This window comes from Paracoccus methylovorus (assembly GCF_016919705.1).
Lineage (GTDB): Bacteria > Pseudomonadota > Alphaproteobacteria > Rhodobacterales > Rhodobacteraceae > Paracoccus > Paracoccus methylovorus.
This window is the reverse complement of record NZ_CP070368.1, coordinates 1,226,793-1,243,204: the sequence shown is the minus strand read 5'-3', so window position 1 is coordinate 1,243,204 and position 16,412 is coordinate 1,226,793. Positions and strand designations below refer to the sequence as shown.

Sequence of the window (16,412 nt, the reverse complement as noted above, 5' to 3'; positions counted from 1 at the left end):
GCCGCCCGTTGAAACGGCACGCTCCGGTTTAGCCGGAACCGGTTAAGAATATGTCACCAGCGCGCGAGTCGAGGGAAGCTTTTCGTTCCACTTGCAGCGAACTTCCGCCATACTCGGCAAGAATCCGCCGAAAATTAAGTGATTCGGAACCAAACCCGATGTTTTTGCGTGGCCGTGTTGGTGCTGCATCAGTAACGCAAGAAAAAACGTGGCTCGCTGGACCGGAATCGGCACAAATGCGAAGATTTGCCGCAGATGCAAAGGGAATGTCAGGTGCGCTTTACCGGGTTGATTCGCGTGGCGGTTGTTGCGGCCGTTTTGGTGGCCTTGCCGCGCTTGGTACAGGCCCAGGCGCTGGATGCTGCGCCGATGGCCGCGCTGCCCGCACCCCGGCTCAGCTTTTCCCAGCAGGAAATGCAACTGGCCGCGCAGGTCGCCGAGCATCCGGGGTTGGCAGACTTCTATGGCACGAACGGATTGAAACCCATCTTCATCGGGGTGGAAGGCGCCACGCGCCGGACGGCATTGATCGCGGCGGTTGAGCAGGCGGCCTCGCACGGGCTGCCCGTCCGGCGTTATGATCAGGCCGGCTTGCGCCGTCTCGATCGCCAGGCCGTTCTGGGGGTCGAGGACGAGATCCGCTTTGCCCGCGCATTCGCAGATTGGTCCCACGACATATCGGGCGGGGTCCTCGACCCCCGCAAAGTCGAATCCGGCATCAAGCGAGAGGTTCACCGCCCGCGCACCGGCGATCTGCTGCGCGCCTTTGCTGCAGCCGCCGATCCCGCCGCTGTGTTGGCGGATCTGCCGCCGCATGATCCGCGCTACGAGGCCCTGCGCCGGGCCCTGACCAGCCAGTCGCAACTGATCGCCCCGGCCGATGCGCCAGCGGTGCCCGACGGGCTCTGGCGTTCGGGTGTCAGCGATCCGGCCATCGCCGCGCTGCGCGTCCGGCTGGCCTCGATCGGTTTCGCGGCCCCCCCTGCAGGCAGTCCGCTGACCTTCGACGCGCCGTTGCAGCAGGCAGTCGCTGCCTATCAGCAGGCGGCCGGGTTGCCGGCAGACGGGGTGGCCGGGCCGCGCACCGTCGCGCGGCTAAATCGCGGCACCGGACCCGAGGCCGAGGCGATCCTCGTCGCGTTGGAGCGCATGCGCTGGATGCGCGGCCATGATCTGGCTGCCCGTCACGTCTGGGTGAACCTGCCCGAGTTCAACGCCCGCATCTATGAAAACGGACAGGAGATCTTCGAAACCCGCGTCGTCGTCGGCAAGGCCAACCGCGAGTTCGAAACGCCCGAATTCACCGAGTTGATGAAATATATGGTGGTCAACCCGCGCTGGAACGTGCCGCGCTCGATCACGGTCAAGGAATACCTGCCGCGGCTTCAGGCCAACCGTCATGCGGTCGGCCATCTGGACGTGGTGGATGGGGCTGGCAATGTGATCTCGCGCGACCGGATCGATTTCCGCCAATACACCGCGAAAAGCTTTCCCTATCGGATGCGGCAGAAACCCAGCGACGACAATGCCTTGGGACAGGTCAAGTTCATGTTCCCGAACCCTTGGAACATCTATCTGCACGACACACCGACCAAGCACTTGTTCAACCAGTCCAGCCGGGCCTATTCGCATGGCTGCATCCGCGTGGGCCGGCCCGTTGATCTGGCGCATGAGTTGCTGAAGGGCCAGGTCGAAAGCCCCGAGGCGGTGTTCTCGAAGGCGCTGAAGTCCGGGCGCGAGACCTATCTGAACCTGCGCCCGCCGTTGCCGGTGCATCTGGTGTATTTCACCGCCTTTCCCGATGAGACGGGCAAGATCCGCCGTTTTCCCGACATCTATGGCCGTGATGCGTTGGTATATGCCGCGCTGATCAAGGCCGGACTGGATTCCGCCGCCACGGATGAATAGATGAACCCCGAACCAAGGGGAGTCCCATGACACTGACCATCGCCGATCTGGCCCGCGCACTTGATGCCCGTCTTTGGGGCGACGGCAATATGATCGTTAACGGTGCGGCCGAGGCGGGGCAGGCGCGCGAGGGCCAGATCGCACTGGCGACCTCGCCCGCCTATGCCGAAAAGCTTGCGCCGGGCGGCATGGCCGTGCTGGCCGAGGGGATGGACCCCGAAACGCTGGGACTGCGTGCCGCCGTCGTGGTGGCGCGGCCGCGGCTGGCCATGGCAGCACTGACCCGTGCCTTTGATCCCGGTCCCGGCATCGCCCCCGGCATCCATCCCAGCGGGGTGATCGATCCGACAGCCGACTTGCCGCCCGATGCCGCCATCGGTCCTTTCGTGGTGATCGGTGCGCGGGTCCGTATCGGGGCAGGGGCGCGCATCGCCTCGCATGTGTCGATCGGTGCGGATTCCGTGATCGGGTGCGACGTGCTGATCCACCCCGGTGTCCGCATCGCCCATGGCGTGACATTGGGCGACCGGGTGATCCTTAATCCGGGGGTCTCGCTGGGCGCGGACGGGTTTTCCTTTGTCACGCCCGAGAAATCCGGTGTCGAGGAAATCCGTGAATCTCTGGGCGAGCGGCATGAGATCCGCCAGCAGCACTGGACCCGCATCCATTCGCTGGGCGGGGTCGAGATCGGCGACGATGTCGAGATCGGCGCCAACTCGACCGTGGACCGCGGCACCATCCGTGCGACCCGTATCGGGCGCGGCACCAAGATCGACAACCTCGTGCAGGTCGGCCACAATTGCATCGTGGGCGAAGACTGCCTGCTTTGCGGACTGGTGGGCATCGCCGGCTCGGCGCGGATCGGCAATCGCGTGGTGCTGGGCGGGCAGGTCGGTGTATCCGACAACATCTTCGTGGGCGACGATGTGATCGCCGGCGGTGCGACCAAGATATTCACCAATGCGCCCGCCGGCCGGGTGCTGCTGGGTAGCCCGGCCGTCAAGATGGAGACGCATGTCGAGGCGCAAAAGAACATCCGCCGCTTGCCGCGTCTTTATGCGCAGGTGGCCGAGCTTCGCGAAACTGTTAAGAAACTGCTCGACAAGGGCGATGCGCAATAACATTTCCGCATATACCGGAACAGAACGGAGGCCGAGATGACAGAAGTCAGCGATCGCATCATCCAGATCATCGCAGAACAGGCGATGCTGGACCCGTCCGAGCTGAAGCTCGATATGTCGCCACAAGAGATCGGCATCGACAGCCTTGGTCTGGTCGAGTCGATCTTTGCCATCGAAGAGGCGTTCGACATCTCGGTGCCGTTCAACGCCAATGAACCCGAGAAGTCGGACTTCGATATCTCCAGTCTGGGCGCCATCGTCGGCGCAGTTGAAAAGTTGATCGCTGAAAAGGCATGAACGCCAAGAAGAACAAGGGCCCAAAGCTGCCCAAATCGGAACGCAAAACCGGCAAGGTCAAAGGCAAGGTCAAAAGCGCGACCAAGATCGCCCGCACCATGCTGGGCAAGGTGATCATGGGACGGCATGCCAACGGCATGCGCCGCGTCGCCATTACCGGCATGGGCACGGTGAACGCACTTGGCCGCGACGTGCCCTCGACGCTGGAGGCCATGCGCGAGGGGCGCTGCGGCATCGGCCCGCTGGATTTCCGCGATGTCGACCGGCTGGCCATCCGCATTGGCGGGCAGGTCCGCGACTGGGAGGCCGAGACCTATTTCAACCGCCAGCAGATCGTTCTTTACGATAAGTTCACCCAGTTCACGCTGCTTGCCGCGCGTCAGGCAGTGGCGCAGTCGGGCTTGATTTTCGAGGGCGAGTTAGGCCTGCGCTCGGGCGTGGTGCTGGGCACCGCTGCAGGCGGCATGAACACCTGGGACGAAAACTACCGCACCGTCTATGAAGAGGGGAAGAACCGCGTCCATCCCTTTGTCGTGCCCCGGCTGATGAACAACGCGGCCTGCTCGCATCTGAGCATGGAATACGGGCTGTTGGGGCCCAGCTTTACCGTGGCCACCGCCTGCGCCAGTTCGAACCACGCCATGGGTCTGGCCTTCAACATGGTGCGCTCGGGCGCGGCGTCGGTGATGCTGACCGGCGGTTCCGAGGCGATGCTGTGCTTTGGCGGCGTCAAGGCATGGGAGGGGCTGCGCGTCATGTCCAAGGACGCCTGCCGCCCGTTCTCGGCCACGCGCAACGGCATGGTGCAGGGCGAGGGCGCGGGGGTTTTCGTCTTCGAGGATTGGGAGCATGCGGTTGCGCGCGGTGCCGATATCCTGGCCGAGGTGGTGGGTTTTTCCATGTCGGCGGATGCGCAGGATATCGTCATGCCCTCGGCCATCGGTGCCGAGCGTACGATCACCGGGGCCATGCAGGACGCGCATATGCGTCCCGATGAGGTGGGGTATATCAACGCCCATGGCACCGGGACCGCGGCCAATGACAAGACGGAATGCGCCGCCGTTGCCCATGCCTTCGGCCATCATGCGGACCGGTTGATGATCTCTTCCACCAAATCCATGCATGGTCACCTGATCGGCGGCACCGGCGCGGTCGAGTTGCTGGCCTGCATCATGGCGCTGCGCGACGGCATTATTGCACCGACGATCGGCTATGAAGAGCCCGACCCCGAATGCGCGCTGGACGTGGTTCCGAACCAGGCGCGCGAAGCCAAGGTCGAGGCGGTGCTGTCCAACGCCTTCGCCTTTGGCGGGTTGAATGCGGTGATCGCGTTGCGCAAGGCGTGACGGCAGCCAAATAAAATATCAGTATCTTGTTTGAAAACCTCGGGGGTTTGACGGCTGGGGCCTACCCTTGCGTCTTACCGTGCCACTTCGCGTGGGCGCAGCATCAGCCACAGCAGTGCTCCGCCCGCCAGCACCAGGAAGGGCAGCATGGCAAGGTTGACCGCGCTCCAGCCGGCCTGCGCCGACCCGCCCATGCAGTTCATCAGCCCGCCCGAGGACAGCGAGGCCAGAAACACGCCGCTAAAGACTACGGCGTCGTTCAGGCCCTGCACCCGCTCGCGTTCCTCGGGGCGATAGGCCCGGGTCAGCATGGCGGTTGCACCGATATAGCCGAAGTTCCAGCCCAGTCCCAAAAGGATCATGGCGATGAAGAAATGTGGCAGATCCACCCCGGACAGCGCCACGGCCCCGGCACCGCCCAGAATCGCCAGCCCGACCATGACGATAGGTTTGGCGCCGAAACGGGCGATCAGGTGGCCGGTAAAGAAGGAAGGCGCGAACATCGCCAGCACATGGCCCGACACGATATTGGCCGCATCGGCCGTGGCAAAGCCACAACCCACCACCGCCAGAGGCGCTGAGGTCATGACCAGATTCATCAGCGCATAAGACACCATTCCGCAGATCATCGCCACGGCGATCTGGGGCACCCGCAATAGTTCGGCCAGCGGCCGGCCCTCGGTTTTGCCCGGGATGGGTGCGGGCGGGCGCGGTATGTCGAGAAAGGCGAAAAGCACCGGCCCCAACAGGTTCAGCGCGATGATTGCGGCATAGGTGGCAAGAAACGGGATCGCGGTCACTTCCGCTGTCATCCGCACCAGTGCCGGCCCGGTAAAGGCGGCGGCAAGCCCGCCTGCCAGCACCCAGGAAATGGCGCGCGACTGGAACTCGGGCGGGGCGCAATCGGTGGCGGCAAAGCGGAAAAAGCCCTGCGCCGCCATATAGACGCCGGTGAACAGCGCGCTGGCAGTGAACAGCCAGAAATTGCCGGCGGCCAGCGCATAGGCGGCAATGGCCGCCCCCAGCGCCGCCGAGCCGCAGGCCAGCAGGAACCCCGCCCGCCGTCCATGCCGCCGCATGAAGCCCGAGAGCGGTCGGGCGGAAAGCGCCGAACCCAGGATCATCATCGACAGCGGCAAAGTGGCGATGCAGGGATTGGGGCTGAGCATCTGGCCCGCCAGTCCACCGACGATAAAGATCATCGACATCTGCGCCCCAAGCAGCGCCTGAGCCAGCAAAAGCACGATGACGTTGCGCCAGGCGCGGCGCATCGGGTCGATTTCGGTCAGGGCGACGAACATGGCGGTATCAGCGCAGGGCGTATGCGTTGCGGGCGCGGGCCTCTATCGCCGCCCAATCCCCGGCGGCCACCTCGGCATCCGGCGCGATCCAGCTACCGCCGACGCAGGTCACATTCGGAAGCGCCAGATAATCCGGGGCATTTTGAATGCTTACCCCGCCGGTGGGGCAGAAGCTGACCTGAGGCAGCGGCCCGGCCAGCGATTTCAGCGATTTCGCGCCGCCTGCCGCCTCGGCCGGGAAGAATTTGAGCATGGAAAAGCCCATTTCCATCGCCCGCATCACTTCTGAGGCGGTGACGGCGCCGGGCAGGAGCGGCAGGCCGATTTCCTCGCAGGCGCGCACCAGCCGTTCGGTCGCACCCGGCGCGACGGCGAAGCTGGCACCGGCATCCTGCGCCCGCTTGGCGTCGTCGGGCGTGAGTACGGTTCCCGCGCCAACATGGCCGCCGGTGACTTTGGCCATTTCAGTGATCACCTGCAATGCGGCCGGGGTGCGCAATGTCACCTCCAGCACCGGCAGGCCTCCGGCGACCAGCGCCGTCGCCAGCCCTTCGGCGCGGGCAGCATCCCCGACCACCAGAACCGGAATCACCGGGGCAAGCTCGCACAGCACGCGGGTCTTGCGGGACTGCTGTTCGGGGGTCATGGCGGGCCTCATGTCGTTTCGGAAAACTTCGCGGCAGGTTGCTATTTTACGGACGGCTGCGCAAGGGTGTGCGTTAGCGGTAACTTTCCTGTTGGATGGTGCGGCGACGGGAAAAGGGGCTGTCTGCCCCCTCTTGCGGCGATGCCGCAATTCACCCCCGAGGATATTTTGCCACGAAAGAAGCTGTTCAGCCCCCGGCGCTGCTGCGCCCGCCCGAACGCGCGGTGGCAGAGGCGCCGAAGCCACCCCTTTGGCTGACCTGCGTCGCGGTCATAGCGGGTTTGCCGATGGTCGAGGGCGCGCGCTGAAAGGTCGCAGCCGATACTTTGCCTGTGCCGCGATTGCTGGCGAAACTTTGGTCGCCCTTGGGCGTGGAAAAGCGCCCGTCCGCCGTCTTGACCATGGGTTGCGAGAAGATCCCGCCGCCGCGCGACAGCATCGAGCCCATCATGTAGCCGACCAGAAGCGGCATGAAGGAAAAGCCGCCGCCCGAGTTCTGCGCCTCTTGCGTCTGGGCGGGATCGCCACCGCAATTTCCGACGCCATGTTCCTGTTCACAAAGTTCCTTGGATTCGTAGCGTGGCGCGGTTTCCAGGAACTCCTCTTGCGCGGCGGCGAAATTCTTGCGGCAGTCGTCTTCGGTGAACCACAATGTGTCTTGCTGGCTGGCGGCGATGCAGCTTTCCAGGTCGGGAAAGCTTTGCGCGTCCATGCGGTCGTCCTCGCATCCGGCAAGCGCCAGAGTTGCGGTTCCGGCCAGCACCAGCGCGACATGGCGCGAGCGTTTGCGGGTGAAGCGTTCGGTCATGGTCAGCCCTCGATGAAATGCGGCTTGAAGCGCGACAGGTTGTGGGTGATGCGCGCGCGATCCTCGCGCAGGCCGAGACCGCAGCAATTCTCGCCCACGATCCACGCGCCCAGCACCGGGTGGAAACCGTCGAAATCCGGCAGTGACGCCAGTCCTTGCAGGATCATCGGGTGATGAGAATAGCTGTCGTCCGAGGTGCGCGCCACCTCATCGCCGTTTTCATGGATCACCACCCCGGCCCCTTCGCGAGAGAAGATCGGCTTTGTCACATAGCCGCGCGCAAGCGTTTCGCGGGCGGCTTCGAAGGCCTGCGCCACCTCGGTGGCGGGAGAGCCGCCGCTCAGCGCATCCTGCACGTCCGAAAGGAAGAAGGCGGGCAAGAGGTTCGGGTGGCCGGGGAACATTTGCCACAAGAGCGGCAGGATGCCCTTGTTCGATAGCAGGGCCTTCCACGGCGGCTCGATGAAGCGGGTGCCAGAGGCTTGCAGATGCGCGGCGAAACTGTCGCGCAGCATGTCTTCCCAAGGGTAGAGCTTGAAAAGCGTGCCGATCACGCGGGATTGGTCGTCGGCGAACTGCCCCTCTTCGGTCAGGCCGATCTGGGACAGGGGGGTGAAATGTGCGCCCAAACCTGCTTCGCGCGCGGCCCAAGCCAGGGTCTCGACGGTGGCGTAATCCTCGGGGTTGTCGGGATCGGCGGTGAAATGCAGCTCTTCGCCGTCGGCGCAGATCTGGGTCCAGCGCGCCACGATGGCCTCGTGGATGCTGTTGAACTGGTCGGCATCGGCGTCAAGCACCCCCGCCGCCTGCTGCTGTTCGAACCACAGCCATTGAAACGAGGCGGATTCGTAAAGCGAGGTCGGCGTGTCGGCATTGTATTCAAGCAGCTTTGCCGGGCCGCTGCCGTCATAGGCCAGATCCATGCGGCCATAGAGTTCGGGTTCGCCCCGCGCCCAACTGGAAGCGATCAGGTCCCAGTGCTGTCGGGGAATGTCGAGCCGGGTCAGCCACGCCTCGTCTCGGACGGCGCGATCCACCGCCTCGCGGCACAGCGCATGCAGTTCGGTCGCGGGGTCCTCGATATCGTCTTCGATCTGGCGCAGGGTAAAGCGATAGGCGCTGGTCTCGTCCCAATAGGGCTCACCGCCCATGTCGGCAAAGGTGAAGCCCAGCTCCTGGGCCTTGTCACGCCAGCCGGGCCGCTCGGGAAGGGTGCGTTTTTCCATGATCTCTCCTTCAGTCCGAGATAGGACGGGCACCCGCCCCGGTGCAAGCCTCGGGGGGCGTTTTTCCCCGCCAAACCTGCCTGCGCGTCGCGGCCGTCCTGGGGGATGATCCCGCATTCACATAGGGGGGCTTGCCCCACGGCTGGCTTCGCGCCAATCTGCGACCACTCCAGCCCCGCGTACGACGGGGCGTGACAACAGGGATGCCCCATCATGCAGAATCGCTTTTCGCTTCGCACGCTGCTTCTGGCCTCGGCCGTATCATTGGCAGTGCCGGCGAGCGCGGCCTGGGCCGAGACGCCCGCCGACACTTTGGTCATCGCCCACCAGATCGACGACATCATCAGCCTGGACCCCGGGCAAAGCTTCGAGTTCTCGGGCCAGGACGTGGTGAACAACCTTTACGACCAGTTGGTCGATCTGGACCCTCTGGACGTTACGGCGGGCGTGAAGCCCAGCCTTGCCGAATCCTGGGAGGTCAGCGAGGACGGCAAGACCATCACCCTGACGATGCGCGAGGGCGTCAAGTTCCATTCCGGCAATCCTGTCCGGGCCGAGGACGCCGCGTGGTCGCTGCAGCGCGCCGTCAAGCTGAACAAATCCCCGGCCTTCATCCTGAACCAGTTCGGCTTCACCCCCGAAAACGTGGATGAGATGGTGAGTTTCGAGGGCAACAAGCTGACCCTGAAACTGGACCAGCCCTATGCGCAAAGCTTCGTGCTGAACTGTCTGGCGTCCGAGGTCGGCTCGGTCATCGACAAGGAAACGGTCATGGCCCATGTCGAGGGCGATGATTTCGGCAATACCTGGCTTTCCACCAATGATGCGGGCGCGGGCGCCTTCACGCTGGCCGCCTGGCGTCCGAACGAGGTGGTGCAACTGGCCGCCAATCCCGATTACTGGCAGGGTGCCCCGGCGATCAAGCGGGTGATCGTGCGCCATGTTCAGGAAAGCAGCGCCCAGCGGTTGTTGCTGGAGCAGGGCGATATCGACGTTGCGCGCAACCTGACGCCGACCGATGTCGACGGCGTCTCGGGCAATGACAAGCTGAAGGTCATGGACGACCTGCGCGGCCGCATCCTTTACATGGGGCTCGGCCAACAGGACCCGCTGCTGTCCAAACCCGAGATGATCGAGGCGATGAAATATCTCATCGACTATGCCGGGATGGAATCGAGCTTCCTCAAGGGACAGTGGAAGGTACACCAGAATTTCCTGCCCGAAGGTTATCTGGGCGCCTCGGACGAAAACCCCTGGACCCATGACATCGAAAAGGCGCGGGCGATCCTGACCGATGCCGGCATCACCTCGGGGACGGTCAAGACGATCGTGCGCGACATCCGCGAATATGTCGATGCCGCCCAGACCCTGCAGGCCGCCATGGCGCAAGTGGGCTTGACGCTGGAGATCCAGCAGATGACGGGGGCGCAGGTGCTTGACGCCTATCGCGCGCGGCAGGTGCCGATCTTCATCGGCGAATGGGGCCCGGATTATGCCGATCCCAACACCAATGCCTCGACCTTTGCCTATAACCCCAACAATGCGGCCGATGCGGGGCTGTCGCAGCTTGCTTGGCGCAACAGTTGGGCCGTGCCCGAAGAGATGAACCAGGCCACGGTCGCCGCCACGCTTGAGGGCGATACCGACAAGCGTGTGCAGATGTATCTGGATATCCAAAGCCAGTACCGCGAAATCGCGCCGATCATCCCGATGTTCCAGAAGATCGAGCAGGTGGCGATGCAGCAGAATGTCCAGAACTGGACCTCGGGCGGCTCGGTCAGCTCGGTCGTATACCGTCAGGTGACAAAGGAATAAGGCGTGGTCCAACCTGATATCGTCGTCCAGCCGGGGCAGGGTACGCCGCCCCCGGCTGGCGGCACGCCTCCGTCGCCACGGGCCGCGCGGCTCAGGCGACGGGCAAAAAGCCTTGGCGGTGTTGCGCTGTCGCTGGTGCTGACCTTGGTCGGGCTGTTGCTTGTGACTTTCGTCATCGGCCGCGTGATGCCCATCGACCCGGTGCTGAAGGTGGTGGGGGAACGCGCGACACAGGCGCAATACGACGCCGCCTATCAGGCCATGGGGCTGGACAAACCGCTATGGCAGCAATTCCTGCGCTATATGGCCGAGGTGCTGAGGGGGGACTTCGGCCGCTCGATCTCGACCGGGCATCCGGTGGCGCAGGACCTGAAGCGGGCATTCCCGGCCACGCTGGAACTGGCGGCACTGGGAACGCTGATCGGCGTCTGCGTCGGAGTGCCGCTGGGCGTGATCGCCGCTGCGCGCCGGGGCGGCTGGGTCGATCAGATCGCCCGCGTGGTGGCGCTGGTGGGGTATTCCATGCCGATCTTCTGGCTGGGGCTGATGGGGCTTTTGCTGTTTTATGGCATCCTTGGCTGGGTCGGTGGACCGGGGCGGCAGGGCATCATTTATGATGGAATGGTGCCCATGGTGACCGGGCTGGTTCTGGTGGACAGCCTGATCGCCGGCGACTGGGGGGCTTTTCGCGACGCCTTCAGCCATATCGTTCTGCCGGCCAGCCTGCTTGGCTATTTCAGCCTTGCCTATATCAGCCGCATGACCCGCAGCTTCATGCTGGAACAGCTTTCGGCAGAATATATCATCACGGCCCGCGTCAAGGGCCTGTCCGAACGCCGGGTGATCTGGGGCCATGCCTTTCGCAACATATTGGTGCCGCTGATCACGGTGATCGCGCTCAGCTTCGGCTCGTTGCTCGAAGGGTCGGTGCTGACCGAAATCGTGTTCTCATGGCCGGGCATCGGACAATACATCACCAAGACGCTGCTGGCGGGGGATATGAATGCGGTGCTGGGCGGCACCGTGGTCGTCGGCGCCTGTTTCGTGGCGCTGAACATTTTCTCAGATATTCTCTACCGCCTGCTGGACCCGAGGGCGAAATGACAGAAACGACACGCGCATGGCTTTTGTCCGATGCGCCGCGGACCCGGCGGCAGGCGCGGCTTGGGGCGCTGTATCAGGGATGGCTGACTTTTCGCGCCAACAAGCTGGCGATGTTCGGGCTGGTGATCCTTGTGGGGCTGGTGCTGGTGGCGGCTTTCGCGCCCTGGATCGCGCCCCAGAATCCCTATGCCCAGAACCTTGCCGGCCGGCTGCAGCCGCCCTCGGCCCAGAACTGGCTGGGCACCGACGCGCTGGGTCGGGACATCCTGTCGCGGCTGATCTTCGGGTCGCGGGTCACGCTGTTCATCGTCGGCACGGTGGCGCTGATTGCGCCGGTGATCGGGCTGTTCATCGGCACTGTGGCGGGTTTTGCCGGCGGCTGGGTCGACCAGGTGCTGATGCGGATCACCGATATCTTCCTGGCCTTTCCCAAGCTGATCCTGGCGCTGGCCTTCGTGGCAGCACTTGGCCCCGGCATCGGCAATGCGGTGCTGGCGCTGGCCATCACCTCGTGGCCACCCTATGCCCGGCTCGCCCGGGCCGAGACGCTGACCATCCGCCACGCCGATTATATCGCGGCCGCGCGGTTGCAGGGCGCGGGGCCGCTGCGGCTGCTGATCGGGCATGTCTGGCCGCTGTGCATCAGTTCGCTGATCGTGCGGGTGGCGCTGGATATGGCAGGCATCATCCTGTCGGCGGCCGGTTTGGGCTTTCTTGGGCTTGGCGCGCAACCCCCAATGCCGGAATGGGGCGCGATGATCTCGGACGGGCGGGCGTATATCCTCGACTTCTGGTGGGTCGCTGCGATGCCCGGTCTGGCGATCTTTATCGTGTCGCTGGCCTTCAACCTGCTGGGCGACGGCTTGCGCGATGTGCTCGACCCCAAGGGGGCCAAAGAATGACCCCGCTGCTTTCAGTGCGCGACCTGCACGTCACCTTCCCGACCCGCTCGGGGGTGTTTCAGGCGGTGCGCGGCGTCGGCTTCGACCTTGGCCGGGAACGGCTGGGGGTGGTGGGCGAAAGCGGCTCTGGCAAGTCCATGACCGGCCGCGCCATTCTCGGCCTCGTGCGCCCGCCGGGCCAAGTCACCGCCGACCGGATGGAGCTTGACGGAGAGTCGATCCTGAACCTGCCCGAAGCCCGGATGCGCCGCCTGCGCGGCCCGCGCATCAGCATGGTGATGCAGGACCCCAAGTTCAGCCTCAACCCGGTGATGACTGTGGGCCGGCAGATCATGGAAGGCTACCGCCTGCACACCGGTGTCAACCGCGCCGCCGCCCGCGACAAGGCGCTCGAGATGCTTGCCGCCGTGCAGATCCGCGATCCCGAACGGGTTTTCGACGCCTACCCGCACGAGGTTTCGGGCGGCATGGGCCAGCGCATCATGATCGCGATGATGCTCGCCCCCGACCCGGAAATCCTGATCGCGGACGAACCGACCTCGGCGCTGGATGTCTCGGTCCGCAACGAGGTCCTGCGCATCATGGACCGGCTTGTCCGCGAACGCGGCATGGGGCTGATCTTTATCAGCCATGACCTGAACCTCGTCGCGCAGTTCTGCGACCGCGTTCTGATCATGTATGCCGGCCGGGTGGTCGAGGAACTGCCGGCCAACGAACTGCACGCCGCAAAGCACCCCTATACGCAGGGGCTTTTGAACAGCCTGCCCCGCCTCGATCACCCGGTCGAACGGCTCACCGTCCTGCAACGGCAAGAGAGCTGGCGCGACGCCCCATCGATGGGCGCTTCATGATGCCGCTTCTTCGTTGCCCAAATACCCAGCCGCCGCGGTGCAATCCATGCTGACGATCGAGCAGTTGAATGTCTGGTTCGGCCATGCGCCGGAACGCGTCGATGCGGTCAAATCCGCCGATTTCCATGTCGCGCCGGGGGAAAGCTTCGGGCTGGTCGGCGAAAGCGGCTCGGGGAAATCGACCATCCTGCGCGCGATAACCGGCCTCATCGACACATGGTCGGGCCGGATCGAGGTGGCAGGCGAAACCATTACCGGCCGCCGCCGCTCGCAAGAGTTTCACAAGACGGTGCAGATGGTGTTCCAGGACCCCTATGCCAGCCTGCATCCGCGCCATTCCGTGGACCGGGTGCTGTCAGAGACCCTGAACCTGCAAGGCATGGACCAGATCGACGCCCGTATCACCCGGTTGCTCGATCAGGTGGGTCTTGGGCGTGGCTTCCGTTTTCGCTATCCGCACCAGCTTTCGGGCGGGCAACGGCAGCGGGTGGCTATTGCCCGAGCCCTGGCGGCCGAGCCGCGGCTTTTGCTCTTGGACGAGCCGACCTCGGCGCTGGATGTCAGCGTGCAGGCCGAGATCTTGAACCTGCTTTGCGATATCCGGGCCGAGCGCGGGCTGACCTATGTCATGGTCAGCCATGATCTTGCGGTGGTGGCGCATATGTGCGACCGGCTGGCGGTCATGCGCGAAGGCCGGATCATCGAGCAGATGGACGCCGCCACCCTGCGGGCCGGCGCGGCGCAAGGCGAATATGCCCGCGCGCTGATCGCCGCCAGCACCAGCTATACGCGCGAAACCTAGACCGCGACGCCGAAGATCTTGCCGATGCCTGCGGTGATCGCCAGCGCAAGGATGCCGCCTGCCACCACCCGCAGCACGGCGCGTCCGGGCGGCGCGCCGCCTGCCCATGCCCCCAGCGCGCCCAGCACCGCCAGCGCGATCATCACCGCCACCAGCACGCTGGCGACGATCTGTCCGCCGGGCGCGAAAACGGCCGCCAGCAGCGGCACTGCCGCCGCAATGCTGAAGGTTGCGGCCGAGGCCAGCGCGGCTTGCAGCGGATTGGCGTTCGACGCTTCGCTCAGCCCCAATTCGTCGCGGACATGGGCGGCCAGCGCGTCATGCTCGGTCACCTCGCGCGCGGCCTGCAAAGCGGTGCCGGGCGTCATGCCCCGCGACTCGTAGATCGCGGCCAGTTCGTGCAGCTCTTCCTGCGGCATCTCGCGCAAGGCAGTGCTTTCACGCGCAATATCCGCGCGTTCGGTGTCGGATTGCGAACTGACCGAGACATATTCGCCCATGGCCATGGACATGGCCCCCGCCACCAGCCCGGCCAGCCCGGCGATGAAAATCGCCTCGCGCCCCGGATCGGCCGCCGCCACACCGACGATCAGCGCGCCCACCGAGACGATGCCGTCATTCGCCCCCAGGACCGAGGCGCGCAGCCATCCCATGCGGCTGACGTAATGCGGATCGTCGGGATGTGCGCTGGGTTGATCGGTCATCACGGGCCTTTGGCTTGTTTTGGGACAGCTTAGCCTGCCGTGCCGGTTTTGCCAGTCTTGCGTCCTGCGCCCGGCGCCTTCACGCTGTCCGCGGGCGAATCCCGCCCAATACGAGGCAAGAATGCAGCAAAGCCTGAACCTGCCACCCGCTCGGAACCTGATCGGCGGTGCATGGCACCCTGCCGCTTCAGGACGCGAAATGCCGATGATTTCACCCATCGACGGCCAGCCCTTTGCTGCCATCGCGGAATCGGGCCCCGAGGATGTGGACGGCGCGATCCGCGCCGCCCGCGCCGCGTTCGAGGGCGATTGGGGCCATCTGACCGCTGCCGAGCGCGGCCGGCTGATGCTGCGCCTGGCGCTGCGTATCGAGGCCGAGGCGGAATCGCTTGCGCAGCTTGAAACCCGCGACAACGGCAAGCCCATCGCCCAGTCCCGCGCCGATATGGCGGCGCTGGCGCGTTACTTCGAATATTACGGCGGTGCCGCCGACAAGCTGCATGGCGAGGTGATCCCGTTTCTGAACGGTTATGACGTGACAGCTATGCGCGAACCGCACGGGGTCACCGGCCACATCATTCCGTGGAATTATCCGGTTCAGATCTTTGGCCGTTCGGTTGGGGCGGCGTTGGCGATGGGCAATGCGACCGTGACCAAGCCGGCCGAGGATGCGTGCCTGACGATCCTGCGTCTGGGCGAGCTTGCGACCGAGGCAGGCTTTCCACCCGGGGCCATCAATATCGTGACGGGTCGCGGCGATGTGGCGGGGCGCGCGCTGGCCGAACATCCCGGTGTCGATTTCATCAGCTTCACCGGCTCGCCCCAGGTGGGGCAGGCGATCCAGATCGCGGCGGCAAAGAACTACATTCCCTGCACGCTGGAACTGGGCGGGAAATCGCCGCAGATCGTGTTCGAGGATGCGGATCTTGAGGCGGCGGCCCCCGTCATTGTCAGCGCCATCGTGCAGAACGGCGGCCAGACCTGCTCGGCCGGTTCGCGCGTGCTGATCCAGCGCAGCATATGGCAGCGGCTGACGGCAATGCTGGCCGAGCGATTTCGCGATACCGTTGCCCGACCCTCGGGTGAGGACGCGGTGCTGGGCCCGCTGATCTCGGCCCGGCAAAAGGCCCGGGTCGAACGCTATATCGCCGAGGCCAAAGCGCCGCTGATCGCTTGCGGAGGCATTGCCGTTGACGCGCCCGCCACCGGCTTTTATGTCGCGCCGGCACTGTTCGGCCCGGTCGATCCGCAAAGCCCGCTGGCGCAGGAAGAGGTCTTTGGCCCGGTGCTGGCTGCCATCCCCTTCGATACCGAGGCCGAGGCCATCGCCATCGCCAATGGCACCGAATACGGGCTGGTCGCCGGTATCTGGACGCGGGATGGTGATCGGCAGGCGCGGGTGGCGCGGACTATGCGATGCGGGCAGGTCTTTATCAACGGCTATGGCGCCGGGGGCGGGATCGAACTGCCCTTTGGCGGGGTGCGCAAATCCGGGCACGGGCGCGAAAAGGGCTTTGTAGCCCTGTACGAGTTCTCGCGCCTGAAAACTATCGTCCATCGTTTCGCATAATAAGAGGGGGT

The 16,412-nt window shown here is 64.7% G+C and carries 15 protein-coding genes; 10 read left to right on the top strand and 5 right to left on the bottom strand.

What is annotated here, in order from left to right; translation table 11 throughout:
* Positions 1-255 precede the first annotated feature (255 nt).
* The 4 genes from JWJ88_RS06235 (at position 256) to JWJ88_RS06220 (ending at position 4,672) form a co-directional block, all read left to right on the top strand.
* Complete coding sequence (locus JWJ88_RS06235; RefSeq protein WP_205293258.1) at positions 256-1,908, top strand: L,D-transpeptidase family protein; 1,653 nt, start codon at positions 256-258, stop codon at positions 1,906-1,908.
* Between the two features lie 26 nt (positions 1,909-1,934).
* Entirely contained in the window at positions 1,935-3,029 is a 1,095-nt protein-coding gene (locus JWJ88_RS06230) for a UDP-3-O-(3-hydroxymyristoyl)glucosamine N-acyltransferase (RefSeq protein ID WP_205293257.1), read from the top strand.
* Positions 3,030-3,065: 36 nt separating this feature from the next.
* On the top strand, positions 3,066-3,326 hold the full coding sequence (locus JWJ88_RS06225) for an acyl carrier protein (RefSeq protein ID WP_205293256.1): 261 nt from the start codon (positions 3,066-3,068) through the stop codon (positions 3,324-3,326).
* Between the two features lie 137 nt (positions 3,327-3,463).
* Positions 3,464-4,672 carry a beta-ketoacyl-[acyl-carrier-protein] synthase family protein gene (locus tag JWJ88_RS06220; protein ID WP_205295141.1) on the top strand — a complete coding sequence of 403 codons (1,209 nt, stop codon included), beginning with the start codon at positions 3,464-3,466 and terminating at the stop codon, positions 4,670-4,672.
* A 74-nt stretch (positions 4,673-4,746) separates the two neighbouring features.
* On the opposite strand, the gene JWJ88_RS06215 is transcribed toward JWJ88_RS06220, so the two are convergent.
* From JWJ88_RS06215 to JWJ88_RS06200, 4 genes are all read right to left on the bottom strand, one after another.
* Positions 4,747-5,973: an MFS transporter gene (locus JWJ88_RS06215; RefSeq protein ID WP_205293255.1), complete on the bottom strand. Its 1,227-nt coding sequence runs from the start codon at positions 5,971-5,973 to the stop codon at positions 4,747-4,749.
* 7 nt (positions 5,974-5,980) lie between these two features.
* Positions 5,981-6,619, bottom strand: a complete 639-nt coding sequence (gene eda, locus JWJ88_RS06210; protein WP_205293254.1) for a bifunctional 4-hydroxy-2-oxoglutarate aldolase/2-dehydro-3-deoxy-phosphogluconate aldolase — start codon at positions 6,617-6,619, stop codon at positions 5,981-5,983.
* A gap of 187 nt (positions 6,620-6,806) precedes the next feature.
* Positions 6,807-7,427, bottom strand: a complete 621-nt coding sequence (locus tag JWJ88_RS06205; protein WP_205293253.1) for a DUF1190 domain-containing protein — start codon at positions 7,425-7,427, stop codon at positions 6,807-6,809.
* Positions 7,428-7,429: 2 nt separating this feature from the next.
* Positions 7,430-8,653, bottom strand: a complete 1,224-nt coding sequence (locus tag JWJ88_RS06200; protein WP_205293252.1) for a glutathionylspermidine synthase family protein — start codon at positions 8,651-8,653, stop codon at positions 7,430-7,432.
* Between the two features lie 213 nt (positions 8,654-8,866).
* Between JWJ88_RS06200 and JWJ88_RS06195 the strand changes: the two genes are divergently transcribed.
* The 5 genes from JWJ88_RS06195 to JWJ88_RS06175 all read left to right on the top strand — a co-directional run bounded on the left by JWJ88_RS06195 (position 8,867) and on the right by JWJ88_RS06175 (position 14,127).
* On the top strand, positions 8,867-10,468 hold the full coding sequence (locus JWJ88_RS06195; RefSeq protein WP_205293251.1) for an ABC transporter substrate-binding protein: 1,602 nt from the start codon (positions 8,867-8,869) through the stop codon (positions 10,466-10,468).
* 126 nt (positions 10,469-10,594) lie between these two features.
* Entirely contained in the window at positions 10,595-11,572 is a 978-nt protein-coding gene (locus tag JWJ88_RS06190; protein WP_205295140.1) for an ABC transporter permease, read from the top strand.
* A complete protein-coding gene (gene nikC / locus JWJ88_RS06185) occupies positions 11,569-12,474 on the top strand; it encodes a nickel transporter permease (protein ID WP_205293250.1) in 906 nt (301 codons plus the stop codon). Before JWJ88_RS06190 ends, nikC begins: the two co-directional genes overlap by 4 nt.
* Complete coding sequence (locus tag JWJ88_RS06180; protein WP_205293249.1) at positions 12,471-13,325, top strand: ABC transporter ATP-binding protein; 855 nt, start codon at positions 12,471-12,473, stop codon at positions 13,323-13,325. The genes nikC and JWJ88_RS06180 overlap by 4 nt, the downstream gene beginning before the upstream one ends.
* A gap of 46 nt (positions 13,326-13,371) precedes the next feature.
* Entirely contained in the window at positions 13,372-14,127 is a 756-nt protein-coding gene (locus tag JWJ88_RS06175; RefSeq protein WP_205293248.1) for an ABC transporter ATP-binding protein, read from the top strand.
* Here the strand turns inward: JWJ88_RS06175 and JWJ88_RS06170 are convergent.
* A complete protein-coding gene (locus JWJ88_RS06170; RefSeq protein WP_205293247.1) occupies positions 14,124-14,831 on the bottom strand; it encodes a VIT1/CCC1 transporter family protein in 708 nt (235 codons plus the stop codon). The genes JWJ88_RS06175 and JWJ88_RS06170 overlap by 4 nt on opposite strands.
* Before the next feature lie 121 nt (positions 14,832-14,952).
* Between JWJ88_RS06170 and JWJ88_RS06165 the strand changes: the two genes are divergently transcribed.
* Positions 14,953-16,401, top strand: a complete 1,449-nt coding sequence (locus tag JWJ88_RS06165) for an aldehyde dehydrogenase family protein (RefSeq protein WP_205293246.1) — start codon at positions 14,953-14,955, stop codon at positions 16,399-16,401.
* Positions 16,402-16,412: the final 11 nt, after the last annotated feature.

What these genes read in the sequence shown, in the direction of transcription:
- nikC (WP_205293250.1), top strand. Translation starts at nt 11,569, where the DNA reads ATGACAGAAACGACACGCGCATGGCTTTTGTCCGATGCGCCGCGGACC.
- JWJ88_RS06220 (WP_205295141.1), top strand. Translation starts at nt 3,464, where the DNA reads ATGCGCCGCGTCGCCATTACCGGCATGGGCACGGTGAACGCACTTGGC.
- JWJ88_RS06165 (WP_205293246.1), top strand. Translation starts at nt 14,953, where the DNA reads ATGCAGCAAAGCCTGAACCTGCCACCCGCTCGGAACCTGATCGGCGGT.
- JWJ88_RS06175 (WP_205293248.1), top strand. Translation starts at nt 13,372, where the DNA reads ATGCTGACGATCGAGCAGTTGAATGTCTGGTTCGGCCATGCGCCGGAA.
- JWJ88_RS06235 (WP_205293258.1), top strand. Translation starts at nt 256, where the DNA reads ATGCAAAGGGAATGTCAGGTGCGCTTTACCGGGTTGATTCGCGTGGCG.
- JWJ88_RS06200 (WP_205293252.1), bottom strand. Translation starts at nt 8,653, where the DNA reads ATGGAAAAACGCACCCTTCCCGAGCGGCCCGGCTGGCGTGACAAGGCC.
- JWJ88_RS06195 (WP_205293251.1), top strand. Translation starts at nt 8,867, where the DNA reads ATGCAGAATCGCTTTTCGCTTCGCACGCTGCTTCTGGCCTCGGCCGTA.
- JWJ88_RS06225 (WP_205293256.1), top strand. Translation starts at nt 3,066, where the DNA reads ATGACAGAAGTCAGCGATCGCATCATCCAGATCATCGCAGAACAGGCG.
- JWJ88_RS06170 (WP_205293247.1), bottom strand. Translation starts at nt 14,831, where the DNA reads ATGACCGATCAACCCAGCGCACATCCCGACGATCCGCATTACGTCAGC.
- eda (WP_205293254.1), bottom strand. Translation starts at nt 6,619, where the DNA reads ATGACCCCCGAACAGCAGTCCCGCAAGACCCGCGTGCTGTGCGAGCTT.
- JWJ88_RS06215 (WP_205293255.1), bottom strand. Translation starts at nt 5,973, where the DNA reads ATGTTCGTCGCCCTGACCGAAATCGACCCGATGCGCCGCGCCTGGCGC.
- JWJ88_RS06180 (WP_205293249.1), top strand. Translation starts at nt 12,471, where the DNA reads ATGACCCCGCTGCTTTCAGTGCGCGACCTGCACGTCACCTTCCCGACC.
- JWJ88_RS06205 (WP_205293253.1), bottom strand. Translation starts at nt 7,427, where the DNA reads ATGACCGAACGCTTCACCCGCAAACGCTCGCGCCATGTCGCGCTGGTG.
- JWJ88_RS06230 (WP_205293257.1), top strand. Translation starts at nt 1,935, where the DNA reads ATGACACTGACCATCGCCGATCTGGCCCGCGCACTTGATGCCCGTCTT.